This window comes from Brevibacterium sp. (genome assembly GCF_022712115.1).
Lineage (GTDB): Bacteria > Actinomycetota > Actinomycetes > Actinomycetales > Brevibacteriaceae > Brevibacterium > Brevibacterium salitolerans.
Genome location: NZ_JALAHB010000099.1, coordinates 1 through 15,571 on the forward strand (window position 1 = coordinate 1; position 15,571 = coordinate 15,571).

The 15,571-nt window shown below is 72.1% G+C and carries 13 protein-coding genes and 1 tRNA gene; 2 read left to right on the forward strand and 12 right to left on the reverse strand.

The window, feature by feature from the left end:
* Positions 1–1,002: FAD-dependent oxidoreductase (locus tag Q0A33_RS05945; RefSeq protein ID WP_291794417.1), on the reverse strand; the 1,002-nt coding region annotated here is incomplete at its 3' end.
* Between the two features lie 226 nt (positions 1,003–1,228).
* Here Q0A33_RS05945 and Q0A33_RS05950 point away from each other — a divergent pair.
* Positions 1,229–1,582 carry a metal-sensitive transcriptional regulator gene (locus Q0A33_RS05950; protein WP_291794419.1) on the forward strand — a complete coding sequence of 118 codons (354 nt, stop codon included), beginning with the start codon at positions 1,229–1,231 and terminating at the stop codon, positions 1,580–1,582.
* Between the two features lie 93 nt (positions 1,583–1,675).
* On the opposite strand, the gene Q0A33_RS05955 is transcribed toward Q0A33_RS05950, so the two are convergent.
* From Q0A33_RS05955 to Q0A33_RS05990, 8 genes are all read right to left on the reverse strand, one after another.
* A tRNA-Leu gene (locus Q0A33_RS05955) sits at positions 1,676–1,749 on the reverse strand.
* A gap of 10 nt (positions 1,750–1,759) precedes the next feature.
* Positions 1,760–2,284 carry a VTT domain-containing protein gene (locus Q0A33_RS05960; protein WP_291794420.1) on the reverse strand — a complete coding sequence of 175 codons (525 nt, stop codon included), beginning with the start codon at positions 2,282–2,284 and terminating at the stop codon, positions 1,760–1,762.
* 370 nt (positions 2,285–2,654) lie between these two features.
* Entirely contained in the window at positions 2,655–4,028 is a 1,374-nt protein-coding gene (locus tag Q0A33_RS05965; protein ID WP_291794422.1) for an NAD(P)/FAD-dependent oxidoreductase, read from the reverse strand.
* Between the two features lie 32 nt (positions 4,029–4,060).
* Positions 4,061–5,413 carry a S8 family serine peptidase gene (locus Q0A33_RS05970; RefSeq protein ID WP_291794424.1) on the reverse strand — a complete coding sequence of 451 codons (1,353 nt, stop codon included), beginning with the start codon at positions 5,411–5,413 and terminating at the stop codon, positions 4,061–4,063.
* Positions 5,414–5,421: 8 nt separating this feature from the next.
* Positions 5,422–6,996: a DUF501 domain-containing protein gene (locus Q0A33_RS05975; RefSeq protein WP_291794426.1), complete on the reverse strand. Its 1,575-nt coding sequence runs from the start codon at positions 6,994–6,996 to the stop codon at positions 5,422–5,424.
* The gene (locus Q0A33_RS05980; protein ID WP_291794428.1) at positions 6,993–7,526 is read right to left on the reverse strand and encodes a septum formation initiator family protein; all 534 of its coding nucleotides are present in this window, start codon (positions 7,524–7,526) and stop codon (positions 6,993–6,995) included. Before Q0A33_RS05980 ends, Q0A33_RS05975 begins: the two co-directional genes overlap by 4 nt.
* Positions 7,527–7,684: 158 nt before the next feature.
* A complete protein-coding gene (gene eno, locus Q0A33_RS05985) occupies positions 7,685–8,965 on the reverse strand; it encodes a phosphopyruvate hydratase (protein WP_291794430.1) in 1,281 nt (426 codons plus the stop codon).
* A gap of 142 nt (positions 8,966–9,107) precedes the next feature.
* The gene (locus Q0A33_RS05990; RefSeq protein WP_291794433.1) at positions 9,108–9,755 is read right to left on the reverse strand and encodes a MerR family transcriptional regulator; all 648 of its coding nucleotides are present in this window, start codon (positions 9,753–9,755) and stop codon (positions 9,108–9,110) included.
* A gap of 163 nt (positions 9,756–9,918) precedes the next feature.
* On the opposite strand from Q0A33_RS05990, the gene Q0A33_RS05995 reads away from it, so the two are divergent.
* Positions 9,919–10,494: a DUF2306 domain-containing protein gene (locus tag Q0A33_RS05995; RefSeq protein ID WP_291794435.1), complete on the forward strand. Its 576-nt coding sequence runs from the start codon at positions 9,919–9,921 to the stop codon at positions 10,492–10,494.
* Here Q0A33_RS05995 and Q0A33_RS06000 read toward each other — a convergent pair.
* Genes Q0A33_RS06000 through mfd form a run of 3 tightly spaced genes read right to left on the reverse strand, consistent with a single transcriptional unit; the run spans position 10,451 to position 15,545 of the window.
* Positions 10,451–11,281, reverse strand: coding sequence for a tyrosine-protein phosphatase (locus tag Q0A33_RS06000; RefSeq protein ID WP_291794437.1), 831 nt, complete (start codon positions 11,279–11,281; stop codon positions 10,451–10,453). The two genes, Q0A33_RS05995 and Q0A33_RS06000, sit on opposite strands and share 44 nt — an antisense overlap.
* A complete protein-coding gene (locus tag Q0A33_RS06005; protein WP_291794438.1) occupies positions 11,278–11,907 on the reverse strand; it encodes a MazG nucleotide pyrophosphohydrolase domain-containing protein in 630 nt (209 codons plus the stop codon). The genes Q0A33_RS06000 and Q0A33_RS06005 overlap by 4 nt, the downstream gene beginning before the upstream one ends.
* Positions 11,907–15,545 (reverse strand): transcription-repair coupling factor, encoded by a 3,639-nt coding sequence (mfd, locus tag Q0A33_RS06010; RefSeq protein ID WP_291794440.1) that lies wholly within the window; start codon positions 15,543–15,545, stop codon positions 11,907–11,909. The genes Q0A33_RS06005 and mfd overlap by 1 nt, the downstream gene beginning before the upstream one ends.
* Positions 15,546–15,571 lie beyond the last annotated feature (26 nt).

A 15,571-nucleotide genomic window follows, 5' to 3' on the forward strand; every position in this document is an offset into this window, starting at 1 on the left:
CCCCCACCCGGGCACTGCCGGGCCGTCCGCGCCCATGGCCTCTGCGGAGTCCCCCGCACGCAGCCCGGCGGGCGGGGCGGGCACGGAGCCGTGCGCCGCGACGACGAGGTCGGCCGCCACCTGCGTGCCGTCGGAGAGGAGGACCGCACCGGGGCCGCCGGCCGCAGTCGGCACGGACCCCAGCTCCGTGATCCTCACGCCCCAGCGGGCGTCGACCGCCGCAGAGTGCAGAGAGGCCAGGCGACGGGCGACGGGCTCTCCCAGGGACCGGGCGGCCGGCAGGACGGAGCGGGCGACGAGGGTCACCGCGCAGCCGGCCTCGCGCAGCAGGCTCGCGGCCTCGGCCCCCACGAGACCGGTGCCGGAGACCACGACGCGGAGCGGACGGTTCGCAGGGGAGCTGTCCCGGCGCTGGGCACCGGCGACGAGGGCGCGGATCCGCACGGCGTCCTCGACGGTGTGCAGCGAGCTGAGACGGCCGGCGGACCGCCACGCTCCGGCGCCCGGCACCTCGAGCTGATGCGGGGCGGAACCGGTCGCGACGATGAGAGCGGCGGCCTCCAGTTCCGCGCCGCTCTCGAGGGTGAGGCGCAGCAGCGGTGCCGTGTCCGCACGCACCGCGCTGCCGGGGCGCTCTCGCGGTGCCGGGCACGGGCCTGAGCCGGATTGGTCCGCCGGTGTCCCCGCGATGTCCACGCGCACCAGGCGGGCGGCGGAGGTCTCGGCACCTGCGAGCGGAGGGCGGAGGGCTGCCGCCTTCTCCGGGGTCAGCCGTCCGGTCATGACGGCCTTGTCGACCATCGTCCGGTCGACGGCCTCCCCCTCCGGCCCGGTGAGATGCAGAACGCGCCAGGGGCGCTCGTCCTCCGGCCGCGGGACCGCCGAGCTCACCTCCTGCGGATCGTGAGGGCCGAGAGCCGCGACGAGCGCCGCTGCGGCCGCCCTGCCCGCGGCACCGCCGCCTGCCACCACCAGGGTCCTGCGTGCGTCCGCCTCCGTCATGCCGTCTCCCTCCTCACCACCCGGTGAGGCCGGGCGGTCCGGGACGATCCTAGTCCGCACGCACCGCCCCCGCCGTGACGCCGCTCACCTCGCCCGAGGCCGCGGACACCCTGGCAGCCATTACCCCCTAGGGGTATTATTTCGACTACAGGCATGCACGCACCCGTTCCCATGCGGCCAGAGGGGAAGAGGAGCGCGCGGGAGCTGGGGATGAGAGGATCACCGCATGAGCACAGACACGGACGCGACGAGTACTGCAGCGGCGCACACGGACGGCGCAGACTCCTGCGAGGAGCAGGGCCACACGCACGGCTACTCCGGGGACAAGGCACGGCTGCAGGCTCGCCTCAAGCGCATCGAAGGACAGGTGCGCGGCCTGGCACGCATGATCGACGAGGACAAGTACTGCATCGACATCCTCACCCAGGTCAGCGCGACGACCTCCGGCCTGGAGAACGTGGCCCTGGCGCTCCTGGAGGATCACCTCGCACACTGCGTCGTGGACGCCGCACGCGCAGGCTCTGCGGATGAGAAGGTCACGGAGGCCGCGGACGCGATCCGCAGGCTCGTGAAGTCCTGAGGCACAAGGACGGCACGTCACACAATGGCGGGCCCTCGGACGCCGACCGCACCCCTCGCCTCACGTTCATGCAGGCGAGGACCCTGCTCCATGTCCCCCCAGTGAGATTCGAACTCACACTGAATCGATTTTAAGTCGACTGCCTCTGCCGATTGGGCTATAGGGGGCAGGCTCAGCCTAGCGTGTGGTGCCGCCGCTCGCCTCAGCGCCCTCGGGCCGCCGCTCCGCCTTCTCCTCACCCCGGCGCGAAGGGATCAGCAGGATCAGCACCACGGCTGCGGCCGCTGCCGCCGCCACGCCCACCGTGGCGGCGGGTGCGCGTTCATAGGCGTAGAGCACCGCCGCGAACCCGGCGAAGCCCACCAGCGAGTAGACCGTCGCCCAGGCGGCGCCGCCCAGTGCCAGCGCGGGCAGGTAGCGGAGGAACGGCATCCGCACGGTGCCGGCCGCCAGATTGGCCACCGTCTGGAAGCCCACCGTGAGGAAGCTCAGCGCCACGACAGGCGCGCCCCAGCGGCCCACCCTGGCCTCGGCCGCGGCGTAGCGCTGGGACTCCAGCATCCGCCGCACCCTCCGGGACCGCGAGAGGCCGCCCCGTGCCAGGCGCCCCAGCGCATAGGTGCCGCCGGCACGCACCAGCACGATGCCGTACATGATGAGCCACACCACCGCGAAGGGCATGTTCCAGGAGCTCGGGTCCATCTCACCTCCCACTCCCCCGGCGCGTCGACCGGAGTGCGAGTCCACTCGCCGCCCGGCTGCCGGGCGGCACCGCCGGCGGCTCTCTCACCTCCATGGTAAGGGTGACCTCAGTTCGGGGGCGAACGCGGCGATGCGCACACGCCTCCCGCCGCCTGCGCCGAGGCCTCCCGCCGCGCCCCGCCCCACAGGGCGTCCTGCCTCACACAGCGCCCCGCTTCACACAGCGTCCCGCGCCCGGGAACGAGCGGAGGGCCCCGTCCCGCATGTCTGCGGTCCAGGGCCCTCTGCTCATCGCGCCGTCACCGGCACGCGCGCCTCAGCTCTCCCACATCGGTGCACGCGCCTCTGCACGTGCACCTCAGTGGAACGCTCACGCCTTGGCGGGCTCCTTCTTGGGAGCGGGCTTGGAGTGCGCGGCCTCCACGAAGGCCTTGCGCGGGACGTCGAGATCCTTGAGCGGGGTGACGTCGCGGCCCAGGACCAGGTTGAGGCCCCAGTTCGCGAACACGCGCACCTTGCGGTCCAGCGTGGGGATCGCGTAGCCGTGGTAGCCGCGGTGCATGAGCCAGGCGAGCACGCCGCGGGCCTCGAAGCTGCCCATCTGGCTCACGCCCTTGTACAGGCCCATGCCCGCGACCGCACCCAGCGACTTGTGGAAGTACTGGGTGAATTCGGACTCCCCGCGCATGGCGGCGAGCAGGTTCTTCGCGAGCACCGGAGCCTGGCGGACGGCGTGCTGCGCGTTGGGGACGCAGAAGCCGCCGGGTCCTTCGCCGGAGAGATCCGGGACCGCCGCGTTGTCGCCGGCGGCCCAGGCGCCCTCGACGACGCCCTCTTCGCTCTCCACGCGCAGATCCGCACGCACCGTCACCCGGCCGCGCTCGTCGAGCGGGAGATCGGAGTCGACCAGGACCGGGTTGGCCTTGACGCCGGCGTTCCAGACTATGGTGTCCGCGTCGAACTCCTCGCCGTTGGACAGCTTGATGTGCTTGTCCGTGCAGTCCTGGAGGAAGGTCTCGAGGTAGACGTCGATGCCGCGCTCGCGCAGGTGGTCCACCACCCAGCGGGCCTGGGCCTCGCCCACCTCCGGCATGACCCGGCCCATCGCCTCGACGAGGACGAAGCGGAGGTCGGCCTCCGTGAGCGTGTCGTACTGGGCCACGGCGGCGCGCGCGAGGTCCTCGAGCTCAGCGAGCGACTCGATGCCGGCGAAGCCGCCGCCCACGAACACGTAGGTCAGGGCCTTGCGGCGCTCGGCGTCGTCCTCCATGAGCGAGGCCTCGGCGATGCGGCCCAGCACGTGGTCGCGCAGAGCCACGGCCTCCTCGATCCGCTTGAGGCCGATGGCCTCCTCGGCCAGCCCGGGGATCGGCAGCGTGCGCGGCACGGAGCCCGCTGCGAGGACGATCTGGTCGTAGTCGAGCTCGAAGGGCTCGTCGCCGTCCTGCTCGATGACGACGAACTTCTTCTCGTGGTTGATCGAGGCCACGGAGCCGGTGATGACCTCCGCACCGCGGAGGTTGCGGCGCAGCGGCACGACGGCGTGACGCGCCTCGATGTTGCCGCCGGCGACCTCCGGCAGGAACGGCTGGTAGGTCATGTACGGGTTGGGGTCCACCACGGTGACCGTGGCCTCACCCCGACCCAGGTCGCTGAGGAGGTTCTGGGCCACCACGAGGCCCAGGTAGCCGCCGCCGACGATGAGGATGCGAGGACGCAGAGCGTTGTTTCGAATGAGAGCCATGCCCTCATCCTAGGCCCTTGTGAAAACTTTCACTAGCCGTCCCGGGACCTCCGCCGGATCCGCAGGAGACCCACACCGGCCGCGATGAGAAGGCCCAGGGAGACGAGCCCGCCGGCCACCAGCACCACAGGCCCCAGCCGGGCGGGCGGCACGGTCCCGCCCACGGCGACGGGCGCCTGCTCCGCGTCCTCGGACGCGCCCGGTCCCCCGCCCGAGTCCGGGGAGGCGGTCTCCTCGCCCGCCTGTGCCTCGTCGTCGGCCGCCCTCCTGTGCATGCGCACCCAGTCCGCCAGCTCGTCCGCGGCCGAGGCCGTCTCACCGGACGGTTCCCAGTTCAGTGCCGCCGGGGGGTCGATCCTCCCCCAGCCCACCTCCGGGTCCGGGGCGTCCGCGGTGCTCCGGCCGTCGTGGCCCTTCACCGCACCGGCGGTCTGCTCCAGCGCGGCGACCACCTCGTCCGCGCTCATCTCCGGGTGCGCGGAGCGCAGCAACGCCACGACCCCGGAGACGACGGGTGCCGCGAACGAACAGCCGTCCGCCGTGCCGTAGCCGCCGTCGTAGAACGGGACGGGGATGCCCTCGGCCGGTCCCATGAGGTCCACCGCGGTGCCCGGCGCCGAGGAGGACTGGCGCACCTCGCCGGAGCGGGCGAGACCGCCTACCCCCACCACACCCGGGACGGTCGCGGGGGACCACGCCTGCGTGGCTCCCTGCGAGCGGTTCCCCACGCAGGCGATGACGACGACGTCCTCCGCATAGGCCCGGGCGAAGGTCTCGTCCCAGGATTCGGGCCAGGCGGGGTCGTTCCAGCCCAGGGACATGTTGACGACGGAGGCGCCGGAGTCGATCGCCCAGTCCAGCGCCTGCTGGGCCTGCGTGCGGGTGGACTCCGCGTCCGAAGGGCCGCCGGCACCCAGCCAGACGGAGGCCGCCGCGATCTTCGACTGCGGCGCGACGCCCACCGGTCCCGCGCCCGTGCCGTTGCCGGCGATCACCCCGGCCACGGCCGTCCCGTGGTGGATGATCTCGTCCGGCCCCACGGGCACGGTGCCGTCGTGACCGGAACCGGAGAAGTCCTTGGAGGCGGTGACCCTGCCGGTGAGGTTCTCGTGGTCGTCCTTCACCCCGGAGTCGATGACCGCGACCGTGACGCCCTCGCCCTGGGTGGTCTCCCACATCTCCGGGATGCCGTAGTCCTCAAGGAACCACTGCCCGGGGCCGGGCTCCGGCACGTCGTCCGGGGCCGCCTGGGCGGGTGCCGCGCCCGCGGCACCGCCGAACACGTAGACGGCGATCATTCCGAGGGCGGCGACGACCGCGGCGATGCGGAGGATCCGCGTGCGCAGACGCCTGCGCCGCTCGCGCCGGTGCCCTCGTGGCTCCATGGCGACGGTCAGCTCGCGGAGGCGGCAGGATCCGCGGATGTGCCCGCGGCCTCGGGCGAGGCCAGGCCCAGCGCGATCCCGTCGAGGATGTCGGACTCGCTCACCCGGATCTCCAGGGTGCCCCCGCCGCCGGAGACCGCGTCGTCGATGAGCTCCACCAGCCGGGAGAACACCTGCGCGCCCGCGGCGATCACGTCCGCACGACCGGGATGCATGTACGGCAGCGCCCGGCGCTCGTCCGCGGTCATCGCGCTGAGGCGGTCCGCCGTCTCCACGATCTGCGTCCGGGTGAGAGCGCTCCCGTGGATCGCCTCGCGGTCGTACTCGTCGAGCTCCAGCGCAGCCGCCGCGAGCGTGGTGATGGTGCCGGCCACTCCCACGAGGGTGCGCGCGGCGGAGACGTCGACGTGCGCGGACGCCTCCGCGAATGCCTGGTCCACGTCCGCGCGCAGCGAGCCGAGCTCCGCCTCCGCCGGCGGGTCGCTGCGCACCCAGCGCTCGAAGAGGCGCACGCACCCGATGTTCATGGAGTGGGCTCCGGCGACCTCGCCGGAGCCCAGCACCAGCTCCGTCGAACCTCCGCCGAGGTCCATGACGAGATGAGGGCCGGTCGCGTCGAGACCCGCGGTGGCTCCGCGGAACGACAGCGCGGCCTCCTCCACGCCCTCGATGACCTCCGGCGCGATGCCGAGCCGCTCCCGGACGCCGGCGGCGAACACGTCCCGATTGCTCACGTCGCGGCTGGCCGAGGTCGCCACGAACCGCTGCCGGTCCGGGCGCAGGCCCGCGACGATCTCCGCGTACTCCTCGCACACGGCGAAGGTGCGTTCGAGGGCCTCCGGGGCGAACTCGCCGGTGGCGTCCACGCCCTGACCCAGGCGCACCACACGCATCTCGCGGGCCAGCTCCGTGAGCGTGCCGTCGGGAGCGACGTCCGCCACCAGCAGACGCAGGGAGTTGGTGCCGCAGTCGAAGGCGGCGGTGCGGACCGTGCCCGCAGGGCGGTCGGCCCCCGGTGTGACGGCGGAGTCCTCCGTGCCCGCGTTCCCCGATGCACCTGCCGATGCGAGATGCGCGGCGAAGGCCTCCGTGAGCGGCACCCCGCTCATGCGCGCGAGCGCCTCATCACCCACCGGGTTGGTGCCCGGACCGGCGGCGAGGCTGTGGCCCACCAGCGCGTGGAGGCACTTCACCCGGGTGGGCATGCCGCCCGCGGAGAAGTCCTCGATCTCCGTCACCTCGGCCAGACCGGCCTCCGCGCCCACCCGGGAGCGGTCGGCGAGATAGGCGCGGTGGGCCTCGGCATAGGCTGCGCGGAGGTCCGCATCCGCGGCGAGCCTCTCGGTGAACTCCGCCATCACGCCGTTGGCCTCCATCCGGGAGCATTCGGCGACGATCTCCGGGTGCGTGAGGTAGTAGGTGGTGGGGAACGGCGTGCCGTCCTCGAGCCGGGGCGCGGTCGCGACCACGAGGGGCTCGCCGGTGCCGGCGGCGCGGGCCGCGACTCCCACCACACCCCGCGGCATCCGGCCCAGTTGCTCGCGGATGCGCTCGCGGTCAGCGTCGGTGCAGGGGGTGATCACCGGTCCTCCTCGTATGCGTAGCCGACCGCGCGCAGGGAGTCGACGAGTTCGATGTACCAGGGGCGTGCGCGCGCCTCACTGGACGCCCCTGCCTGCGAGGTGGACGATGCGTTCCCGTCCGCGCCGCCGCCGACGACGATATAGGCATTCTCCCCTTCGCGCACATAGCCCATCCTCTCGCGGGCCAGGCGTTCGATGTGGGCGGGGTCGTCGAGCTTCTCCCGCTCCGCCCGCAGGTGCTCCACCTCGCCCTGCGTCGACTCGATGTCCGCCTCCAGCGCGGCGACCTGCTGCATCTGCGACAGGCCCGTGCCGATGGGCTTAAGCAGCCCCGCGGCGACGAGGAGGACCGCTCCGAGGATGACCGCGGAGCGGTAGGTGAAGCGGCGGCCTGCAGCGGTGGCGTCGGCGGCGTCCGGATCGAGGATCGACGAACCCGGGCTCCACCCGCGGGCGGAGCTGCGGCGCGCTCCGGAACCGCTGCGTCCGGGACCGCGTTCCGGCCGGCTCTTGTCGCTGCGTCTGCTCATCCGTCACCTCGGGCCGCGGAACGGGGGAAGGGGCGCGGCACACTCCAGTGTGCCGCGCCCCCTGTCGCTCCGCCCGGATTCCGAAGGTCCCGGCGTGTCCGCCCGCCGGCCCTCACCCCGGGACGAGACTCCGCCCGGATTCCGAAGGTCCCGGCGTGTCAGCCCTGGAAGCGGGGGAACGCGGAACGGCCCGCGTACCGCGCGGCATCGCCCAGCCAGTCCTCGATGCGCAGGAGCTGGTTGTACTTCGCCACGCGCTCCGAGCGGGCGGGCGCACCGGTCTTGATCTGGCCGGCGTTCAGAGCCACGGAGAGGTCGGCGATCGTGGTGTCCTCGGTCTCACCGGAGCGGTGCGAGATCATCGCCGTGTAGCCATTGGACTGTGCCAGGCGCACCGCCTCGAACGTCTCCGTGAGCGTGCCGATCTGGTTGACCTTCACGAGCAGCGAGTTCGCGGCACCGGACTCGATGCCGCGGCGCAGACGATCCGGGTTCGTGACGAAGAGGTCGTCGCCCACGATCTGCACCTTGTCCCCCAGCCGCTCCGTGAGGGTGACCCAGCCGTCCCAGTCGTTCTCGTCGAGCGGATCCTCGATGGAGACCAGCGGGTACTTCGCGACGAGGTCCGCGTAGTAGTCCGTCATCTGCTCGGCGGTGCGGGTCTGCCCCTCGAAGCTGTAGCCGGCCTCGGAGTGGAACTCGGAGGAGGCGACGTCGAGGGCGAGCGCGATCTCCTTGCCGGGGATGCGTCCCGCTGCCTCGATGGCGGTGAGGATGAGATCCAGCGCCTCGGCATTGGACTCCAGGTTGGGGGCGAAGCCGCCCTCGTCGCCGAGGCCGGTCGAGAGCCCGCGCTCCGCCAGCACCTTCTTCAGGGAGTGGTAGACCTCCGCGCCCCACTGCAGTGCCTCGCTGAAGGAGGCCGCCCCGATGGGCGCGATCATGAACTCCTGGATGTCCACGTTGGAGTCCGCATGGGAGCCGCCGTTGAGGATGTTCATCATGGGCACCGGCATGAGGTGGCTGTTGGGGCCGCCCAGGTACCGGAAGAGCAGCAGGTCCGCGGACGTCGCGGCCGCACGCGCCACCGCAAGGGAGACGCCGAGGATCGCGTTCGCACCCAGCCGGGACTTGTTCTCCGTGCCGTCCAGGTCGATGAGGACGTCGTCGACGATGCGCTGCTCGTCCGCGTCGATGCCGGCGATCGCCTCGTTGATCTCGTCGACCACGGACTCGACGGCACCCAGCACGCCCTTGCCCAGGTACCGCTCCGGATCGCCGTCACGGTTCTCGACGGCCTCGAACTCACCGGTCGAGGCACCGGACGGCACGCCCGCGCGTGCCGTGGCGCCGTCTTCGAGGAGCACCTCGACCTCGACGGTGGGGTTTCCACGGGAGTCGAGGATCTCCCGTGCGTTAGCGGCGATGATCTCTGCCACGAGCTCTCCTTCTGTCATCACACGCACAGCGGCGCGCGCACGCTCTGCGCGTGCTCTCCGGCTTCAAGAATGCGTCAACAGCCGCGTGGGCATGCGGACGCCCACAACCCTAGTGCACGAGCGGCCTCCAGCCCTCCCCGCCTCACTCCGGCCCGGTAGGCCGTCCGCCGGAGAGCCGGCTGATGCTCTCCGAGGTCTGCGCCAGCCGCAGCATGTCCACCACGAGCCGCGAGAGCTCGTACGTGCCCACCGCGACCCCGAGGGCGGTCCGGTCTCGCGAACCCGTCATGTCCAGGCCGAGCGTGCCGATCCGTCCGACCGCGTCCGCGATCGTGCGGAGCGTGTCCGTCCGCCACTCGATGCCCACCGCCGCGGACCGCGCGATCCTCTCCTCCACGGCGGCACGGGCCGCACTCGCGGCATCGGGCCACCCCTGCGTCTCCATGACGTCCCGGAGGGCCTCGCGACCGTCTCCCCCGCCCGAGGCCTCGGCGCGCCCCTCCGGAGGCCTGCGCTCTCCGACGGCGAGCGTCTGCGCCGCCTCCATCACCGCCAGGTCTCCGGCCTCCGGATCGTCGATGACCTCCGTGAGCGCGCGAATCGTCTCCAGTGAGGAGCCGATGTGCCGGCGCAGGCCCAGGATGAGTTCGAGGCGCTCGAGGTGGGGCCGGCCGTAGACCGCCGTGGTCTGGTTCCGCTTCTCGCCCGGCGGCAGGAGCCCCTCCCGGATGTAGAACTTCACGCTTGCGGTGGTGGTGTCCGCCGCCGCGGCGAGTTCGCTGAGCTTCATCCTGCCTCCTCGCGTCTCCCGCCGCGGGCCCTCGCTGCCCGCCCGCCGGACTGTCCGCCTGCGGGGCCGAGCCGGTGACGGCTGCCGCCAGGAGGTTGGATAGGGATCCTCCCCGCTGCTGTCCACGTTGCAGGCTCGGGTAGCGACACTATCTGATGGAGGTATGGGACTCCAGACCGTGCTCATCGTCTCCCACGCCTCCGCCGCTCTCGCGGTGCTCCTGCTCGGGCCCGTGAACATGCTCCGGCGCCGCCGGGACCGCTTCCATCGCCTGCTCGGCCGTTCGTGGGTCGCGCTCATGTACGCCACCTGCGTCTCCGGCCTCTTCATCTACGACCACGGCGTTTCGTTCTTCCACGTGCTCGCGGTGTTCACGCTCTGCACGGTGTCACTGGGCGTGTGGCGGATACGGCGGGGCGACCGGCGCGGCCATGCGGGCAACATGATCGGCAGCTACGCGGGCACGCTCATCGCCTTCGCCTTCGCAGCGCTCCTCCCGGACAGGTTCATCCAGCAGACCGCCACGACCCATCCCGCCGGCCTGCTGACCTACACGGGCGGCCTCGTGCTCGCACTACTCGTCTGGCTGATCCTGCTGCGCCGGATCGCGCACGCCGGGACCGCCTCACATCAGGACGGGGCCGCCTCGCATCGGACCGCCGGTGCCCCTGCGCCGGCTGCCCGGCCGGAGCGGCTCAGTCCTCCCGGCTCACGAGCGTCCGACGCAGCCGGCCGGTGACGTCCTCCCCCAGGCCGTGATGGGCCAGATATCCCTCGACCCCGTCGAACTCGCGGTCGAGCCGATCGAGGACGTCCGCCATCCACTCGGGCCGGGCCGCCGTGGCGCTGATCCCGGTCTCGGAGACTCCCGCGCTGGCGACGTTGCGTCCCAGCGCGCGGAGGAAGTCCTCGCCCAGGTACCGCTCGGTGAGCGCGTAGTCGGCGATGACGTCGTCACGCGGCACACCGGCCAGGGTGAGGACGAAGGCCGCGATCATGCCGGTGCGGTCCTTGCCTGCGGAGCAGTGGAACACGACGGCTCCCTCCTCATGCGCCGCGAGCCGGCTGACGACGTCCACGAACGCCGCGCCCGCCGTGTCGATCATGGCCCGGTAGAGGCCGGGCAGGGAATGCTCGGAGAGGGTGAGCCGCCGCGGGCTCTGCGGGTCCAGCGGCATGAAGCGATTGCCGAGGAGGGGGACGTGTGCGTACGAGAACGCCTCGCTCCCCAGGACATCCGGAATGCGTGCGACCTCGCGCTCCTCCCGCAGGTCCACGACGCTGCGGATCCCGAGTTCGGCCATGAGCGAGTGGGAGCTGGCGTCGAGCCTGCCGAGGCCGTCCGCCCGGAAGAGGCGGCCTGCGGCGATGCGCCCGCCGTCGGCGGTGCGGTACCCGCCCAGGTCGCGGAAGTTGAAGGTCCCCTGCACGGGTATGCGCGGGGCGAGGTGGGTGCCGGCCCCCACCGGCGCGGCCTCCTCCCGTGCGTGCGCGTCCGGCGTCCGTGTGCCCGGTGTCGTCGTCATCCGTCCTCCTCTGCGGTGCGGGTGGTGCGGTCCGGTCCGTGGTCCGTCTCAGGTGTGCCGAGGAGCTTGTGCTCGGCCGCCCCGAGCGCCCGCCGCATCAGCCCGACGGCCCGCTCTCCCGCGGCGCGGGGCGGTTCCGGGGCCGAGGCCCCCGTCCGCTTCTCCTCTGCCTTGACAGCACTGTAGGCCGCCTGCACCCGGTCGAGCGGTACGGGATGCGCGGACTCGAAGACGTGCGGGTGCCTGCGCACCAGCTTGGCCGCGAGTCTCCGCTCCACCCGTTCGAAGGTCTCACCGGGCGCGCGTCCGCCGTGATCGTCCAGCAGCGCGGAGTGGAACAGCACCTGGTAGAGGAGATCGGCGATCTCGCCCTCCACCGCGTCGACGCGCTGGGCCTGCCCGGGGCCGGCCTCGGCACCCGGTTCGCGGAGCTGCCCCTCCGCGTACAGCTGCTCCTCCGCGGCCAGGAGCTCCGCCGACTCCTCCACGAGATACCGCGCGAGCGTGGCGTGCGTGTGCGCTGAGGCCCACGGACAGCGGGCCCGGACGAACGCCATGATCCCGGTGAGGCTCATCCCGTCCGTGTCCGGACGGGGCCACGGCTCGCGCGTGTCCCGCGGATCCATCAGCGGTTCCCGCGCGCGGACCCGGTTGTGCCCGCAGCGCCGGCACCACCCGCAGATCCGGCGGTCGTGGCCGGGACCTCGGTGCCCTGCACGATCTCCGGCTCCGGGAGGATCGCATCGAGGAAGGACCGCGCCCAGGTGAGGATGTCCGAGTCGACGACCTCCCGCCGGTCGAAGCCGTTGCCGGCCACCGGCTTGGGTACCAGCAGGGAGCGCACGGCGGGCTTGATGAGCGACTTGGGGTACATGCGCCTGAGCCGGGCGATCTGCGAGTCCGGCAGGTCCTCGACGGGACCGAAGCGGATGAAGTTGCCCTGCATCACGATGTCGGTGATGCCCGAGGCCCGCGCCCGGATCCGCAGCCGGGCGACGTCCGCGAGCACGCCCACGGAGGCCGGCGGCGGGCCGTAGCGGTCCGCGAGCTCGGCCAGCACCTCCTGGATCTGCTCCTCCCCGGACGCCGCGGCGAGCTTGCGGTAGGCCTCCAGCCGCAGCCGTTCGTGCTCCACGTAGTCCGTGGGGATGTGTGCGTCCACCGGCAGCTCGATCCGCATCTCTGGCTCCTCGTGGGTGTCCTCCCCCCGGAAGTTGGCTACGGCCTCGCCCACGAGGCGGATGTAGAGGTCGAATCCCACGCCCTCGATGTGACCGGACTGCTGGCCGCCCAGCAGGTTGCCGGCCCCGCGGATCTCCAGGTCCTTCATCGCCACCTGCATGCCCGCGCCCAGCTCCGAATGCTCGGCGAGGGTCTTGAGCCTGTCGTGCGCCGTCTCCGTGAGCGTGCCGTCGCCGGGGAACAGGAAGTAGGCGTAGGCGCGTTCGCGGCCGCGCCCCACCCGGCCGCGCAGCTGGTGCAGCTGGGAGAGGCCGAACCGGTCCGCCCGGTCGATGATGAGCGTGTTGGCGTTGGCGATGTCGATGCCCGTCTCCACGATGGTGGTGCAGACGAGGACGTCGTACTTCCGCTCCCAGAAGTCCACGATCACCTGTTCGAGGCGCTGTTCGCCCATCTTGCCGTGGGCGATCCCGATCCGGGCCTCCGGCACGAGCTCCGCGATGTGGCCCGCGACCCGTTCGATGTCCTGGACCTTGTTGTGGATGTAGAACACCTGGCCCTCGCGCATGAGCTCGCGCCGGATCGCGGCGGCCACCTGCCGGTCCTCGTAGCGGCCCACGTAGGTGAGGACGGGATGGCGCTCCTCCGGCGGAGTGGCCAGCGTGGACATCTCGCGGATGCCGGTGACGGCCATCTCCAGCGTGCGCGGGATGGGGGTGGCGGACATCGCGAGGACGTCCACGTCCGCGCGCATCGCCTTGAGCGTCTCCTTGTGCTCCACGCCGAACCGCTGCTCCTCGTCGATGATGACGAGTCCCAGGTCCTTGAACTTCACGGAACCGGACAGCAGCCGGTGCGTGCCGATCACCAGGTCGATGGTCCCGGCGGCGAGGCCCTCCACCACCCGGTCGGACTCCTTCTTGGACTGGAAGCGCGAGAGGGAGGCCAGCGTCACGGGGAAGCCGGCGTAGCGTTCGGAGAAGGTCTCGAAGTGCTGCTGGACGAGCAGTGTGGTGGGCACCAGGACGGCCACCTGCTTGCCCTCCTGGATCGCCTTGAAGGCGGCGCGGACGGCCACCTCGGTCTTGCCGTAGCCCACGTCGCCGCAGATGAGGCGATCCATGGGCACGGACTTGCGCATGTCCGCCTTCACCTCGTCGATGGTGGTGAGCTGGTCCGGGGTCTCCACGTAGTGGAAGGCGTCCTCGAGCTCCCGCTGCCAGGGGGTGTCCGGGCCGTAGGCGTAGCCCGAGGTGGCCTGGCGGGCGGAGTAGAGACGGACGAGTTCGCCTGCGATCTCCTTGACAGCCTTGCGCGCACGGGACTTCGTCTTCGCCCAGTCCGCCCCGCCCATCTTGTTGAGGCCGGGGCTCTCCCCTCCCACGTAGCGGGTGACCTGGTCGAGCGAGTCGGAGGGGACGAACAGGCGGTCTCCGGGCTGCCCGCGCTTGGACGGCGCGTATTCGATGACGAGGTACTCGCGGGTGTGCGCGTCCTTCCCCCGTCCGGCGGTGCGCTGGATCATCTCCACGAACCGGCCCACGCCGTGCTGCTCGTGCACCACGTAGTCCCCCGGCGCCAGGTTGAGGGGGTCCACCTGGTTGCGCCTGCGCCGTGCCGGCAGCTTCCGCATGTCACGGGTGGAGGCCGCGGACGCCCTGCCCAGCACATCCGCCTCCGTGAGGACGGCGAGCCTGAGGTCGTCGACGACGAACCCGCCGAATCCGGCGGCCGTCGCCACCTCCACCCGCGCGGCGGCCGCGAAGTCCGGCTCCTCGACGAACGCGGCGGGCACATCCGCCTCCGCGAACACCTCGACGAGGCGCTGGCCGGGCCCGTGCCCCTCGGTGAGGACCACCACGGACCACTGGTCGTGGACGAGTGCGCGCACGTCCGCGAGGATCGCCTCCACGTCACCGGCGTAGCCGCGCGGCTCACGCGCGGGAACCGTGTAGACCTCCTCGCCGGGGGCCGCGAGCTCCTCGTCGGCGGCGAAGCCCCCGATCTCCCACCAGGGCAGTGAGAGGACCTGCGCGGCTTCGCGTGTCTGCTCGAGGGTCCGGAAGCTGGCGGCGGAGAGGTCCACGGGTGCCTGAGCCCCGTCCGAGGCGGATTCCCAGGCCGCGGCGAGGAACTCCTCCGAAGTGCGCACGAGGTCCTCGGCCCGGGCGGCGATGCGCTCCGGTTCGATCGCGAGCACCCGGGTCCCGGCCGGCAGCACCGCCACGAGCGGCTCCATGCCGTCCGCCAGCACCGGGGCGAGGGACTCCATGCCCTCCACCGCGGTGCCGTCGGCGATCTTCGTGAGCATGTCCGCAGCAGCGGGCACCGTCTTCGCGAGCTCTGCAGCACGCTGACGCACGGCGGGGGTGAGCAGGACCTCCCGGCACGGCGGCGCCCAGAGCGTGACCGTCTCCCCCGGCTCCGCCGGCTGCGAGCGCTGGTCCGCCACGGAGAAGCGGCGGATCTCCTCGACCTCGTCGTCGAAGAACTCGATGCGCAGCGCGGACTCCGCCGTGGGCGGGAAGACGTCGATGATGCCGCCGCGCACCGCGTACTCGCCGCGCCGGGAGACCATGTCCACACGCGAGTACGCGAGTGCGGACAGACGCTCCGCGAGTGCCGTGAGGTCAGCTCTGTCACCGGCGGCCAGGGTGAGCGGTTCGAGTTCGCCGAGGCCCTTCACCAGGGGCTGCAGTGCGGCCCGCACCGGCGCGATGACGACCTGCAGAGGGGTGGCCTCCCCTTCCGGATGCGTGATCCGGCGCAGCACCGTGAGGCGGGCGCCCACGGTGTCCGAACGCGGCGAGAGCCGCTCGTGCGGCAGCGTCTCCCAGGAGGGGAAGACCGCGACGGCGTCCGCCGGCAGATAGTCGCCCAGGGCGCGGGCGAGATCCTCGGCCTCACGGGTGGTGGCCGTGATGGCGAGCACCGGGCCGCTGCGTGCCGTGGCTGCCGTCAGCGCAGGCCACAGCCCTCGCACCAGCGAGACGGTGCCGCCCGGTGAGGAGGCGTCCGCGACGGCCTCGCGGACGGCGGCGAACTGGGGCAGGGTGAGGGCATCGCTGAGTCTCGAGAGCACCCGCCCATTCTAGGCGGAGGGGCGGG

Bases quoted from the DNA above. Each gene is read 5' to 3' on its own strand.
- Q0A33_RS05950 (WP_291794419.1), top strand. From the start codon at position 1,229: ATGAGCACAGACACGGACGCGACGAGTACTGCAGCGGCGCACACGGAC.
- Q0A33_RS05960 (WP_291794420.1), bottom strand. From the start codon at position 2,284: ATGGACCCGAGCTCCTGGAACATGCCCTTCGCGGTGGTGTGGCTCATC.
- Q0A33_RS05965 (WP_291794422.1), bottom strand. From the start codon at position 4,028: ATGGCTCTCATTCGAAACAACGCTCTGCGTCCTCGCATCCTCATCGTC.
- Q0A33_RS05970 (WP_291794424.1), bottom strand. From the start codon at position 5,413: ATGGAGCCACGAGGGCACCGGCGCGAGCGGCGCAGGCGTCTGCGCACG.
- Q0A33_RS05980 (WP_291794428.1), bottom strand. From the start codon at position 7,526: ATGAGCAGACGCAGCGACAAGAGCCGGCCGGAACGCGGTCCCGGACGC.
- Q0A33_RS05990 (WP_291794433.1), bottom strand. From the start codon at position 9,755: ATGAAGCTCAGCGAACTCGCCGCGGCGGCGGACACCACCACCGCAAGC.
- Q0A33_RS05995 (WP_291794435.1), top strand. From the start codon at position 9,919: ATGGGACTCCAGACCGTGCTCATCGTCTCCCACGCCTCCGCCGCTCTC.
- Q0A33_RS06000 (WP_291794437.1), bottom strand. From the start codon at position 11,281: ATGACGACGACACCGGGCACACGGACGCCGGACGCGCACGCACGGGAG.
- Q0A33_RS06005 (WP_291794438.1), bottom strand. From the start codon at position 11,907: ATGGATCCGCGGGACACGCGCGAGCCGTGGCCCCGTCCGGACACGGAC.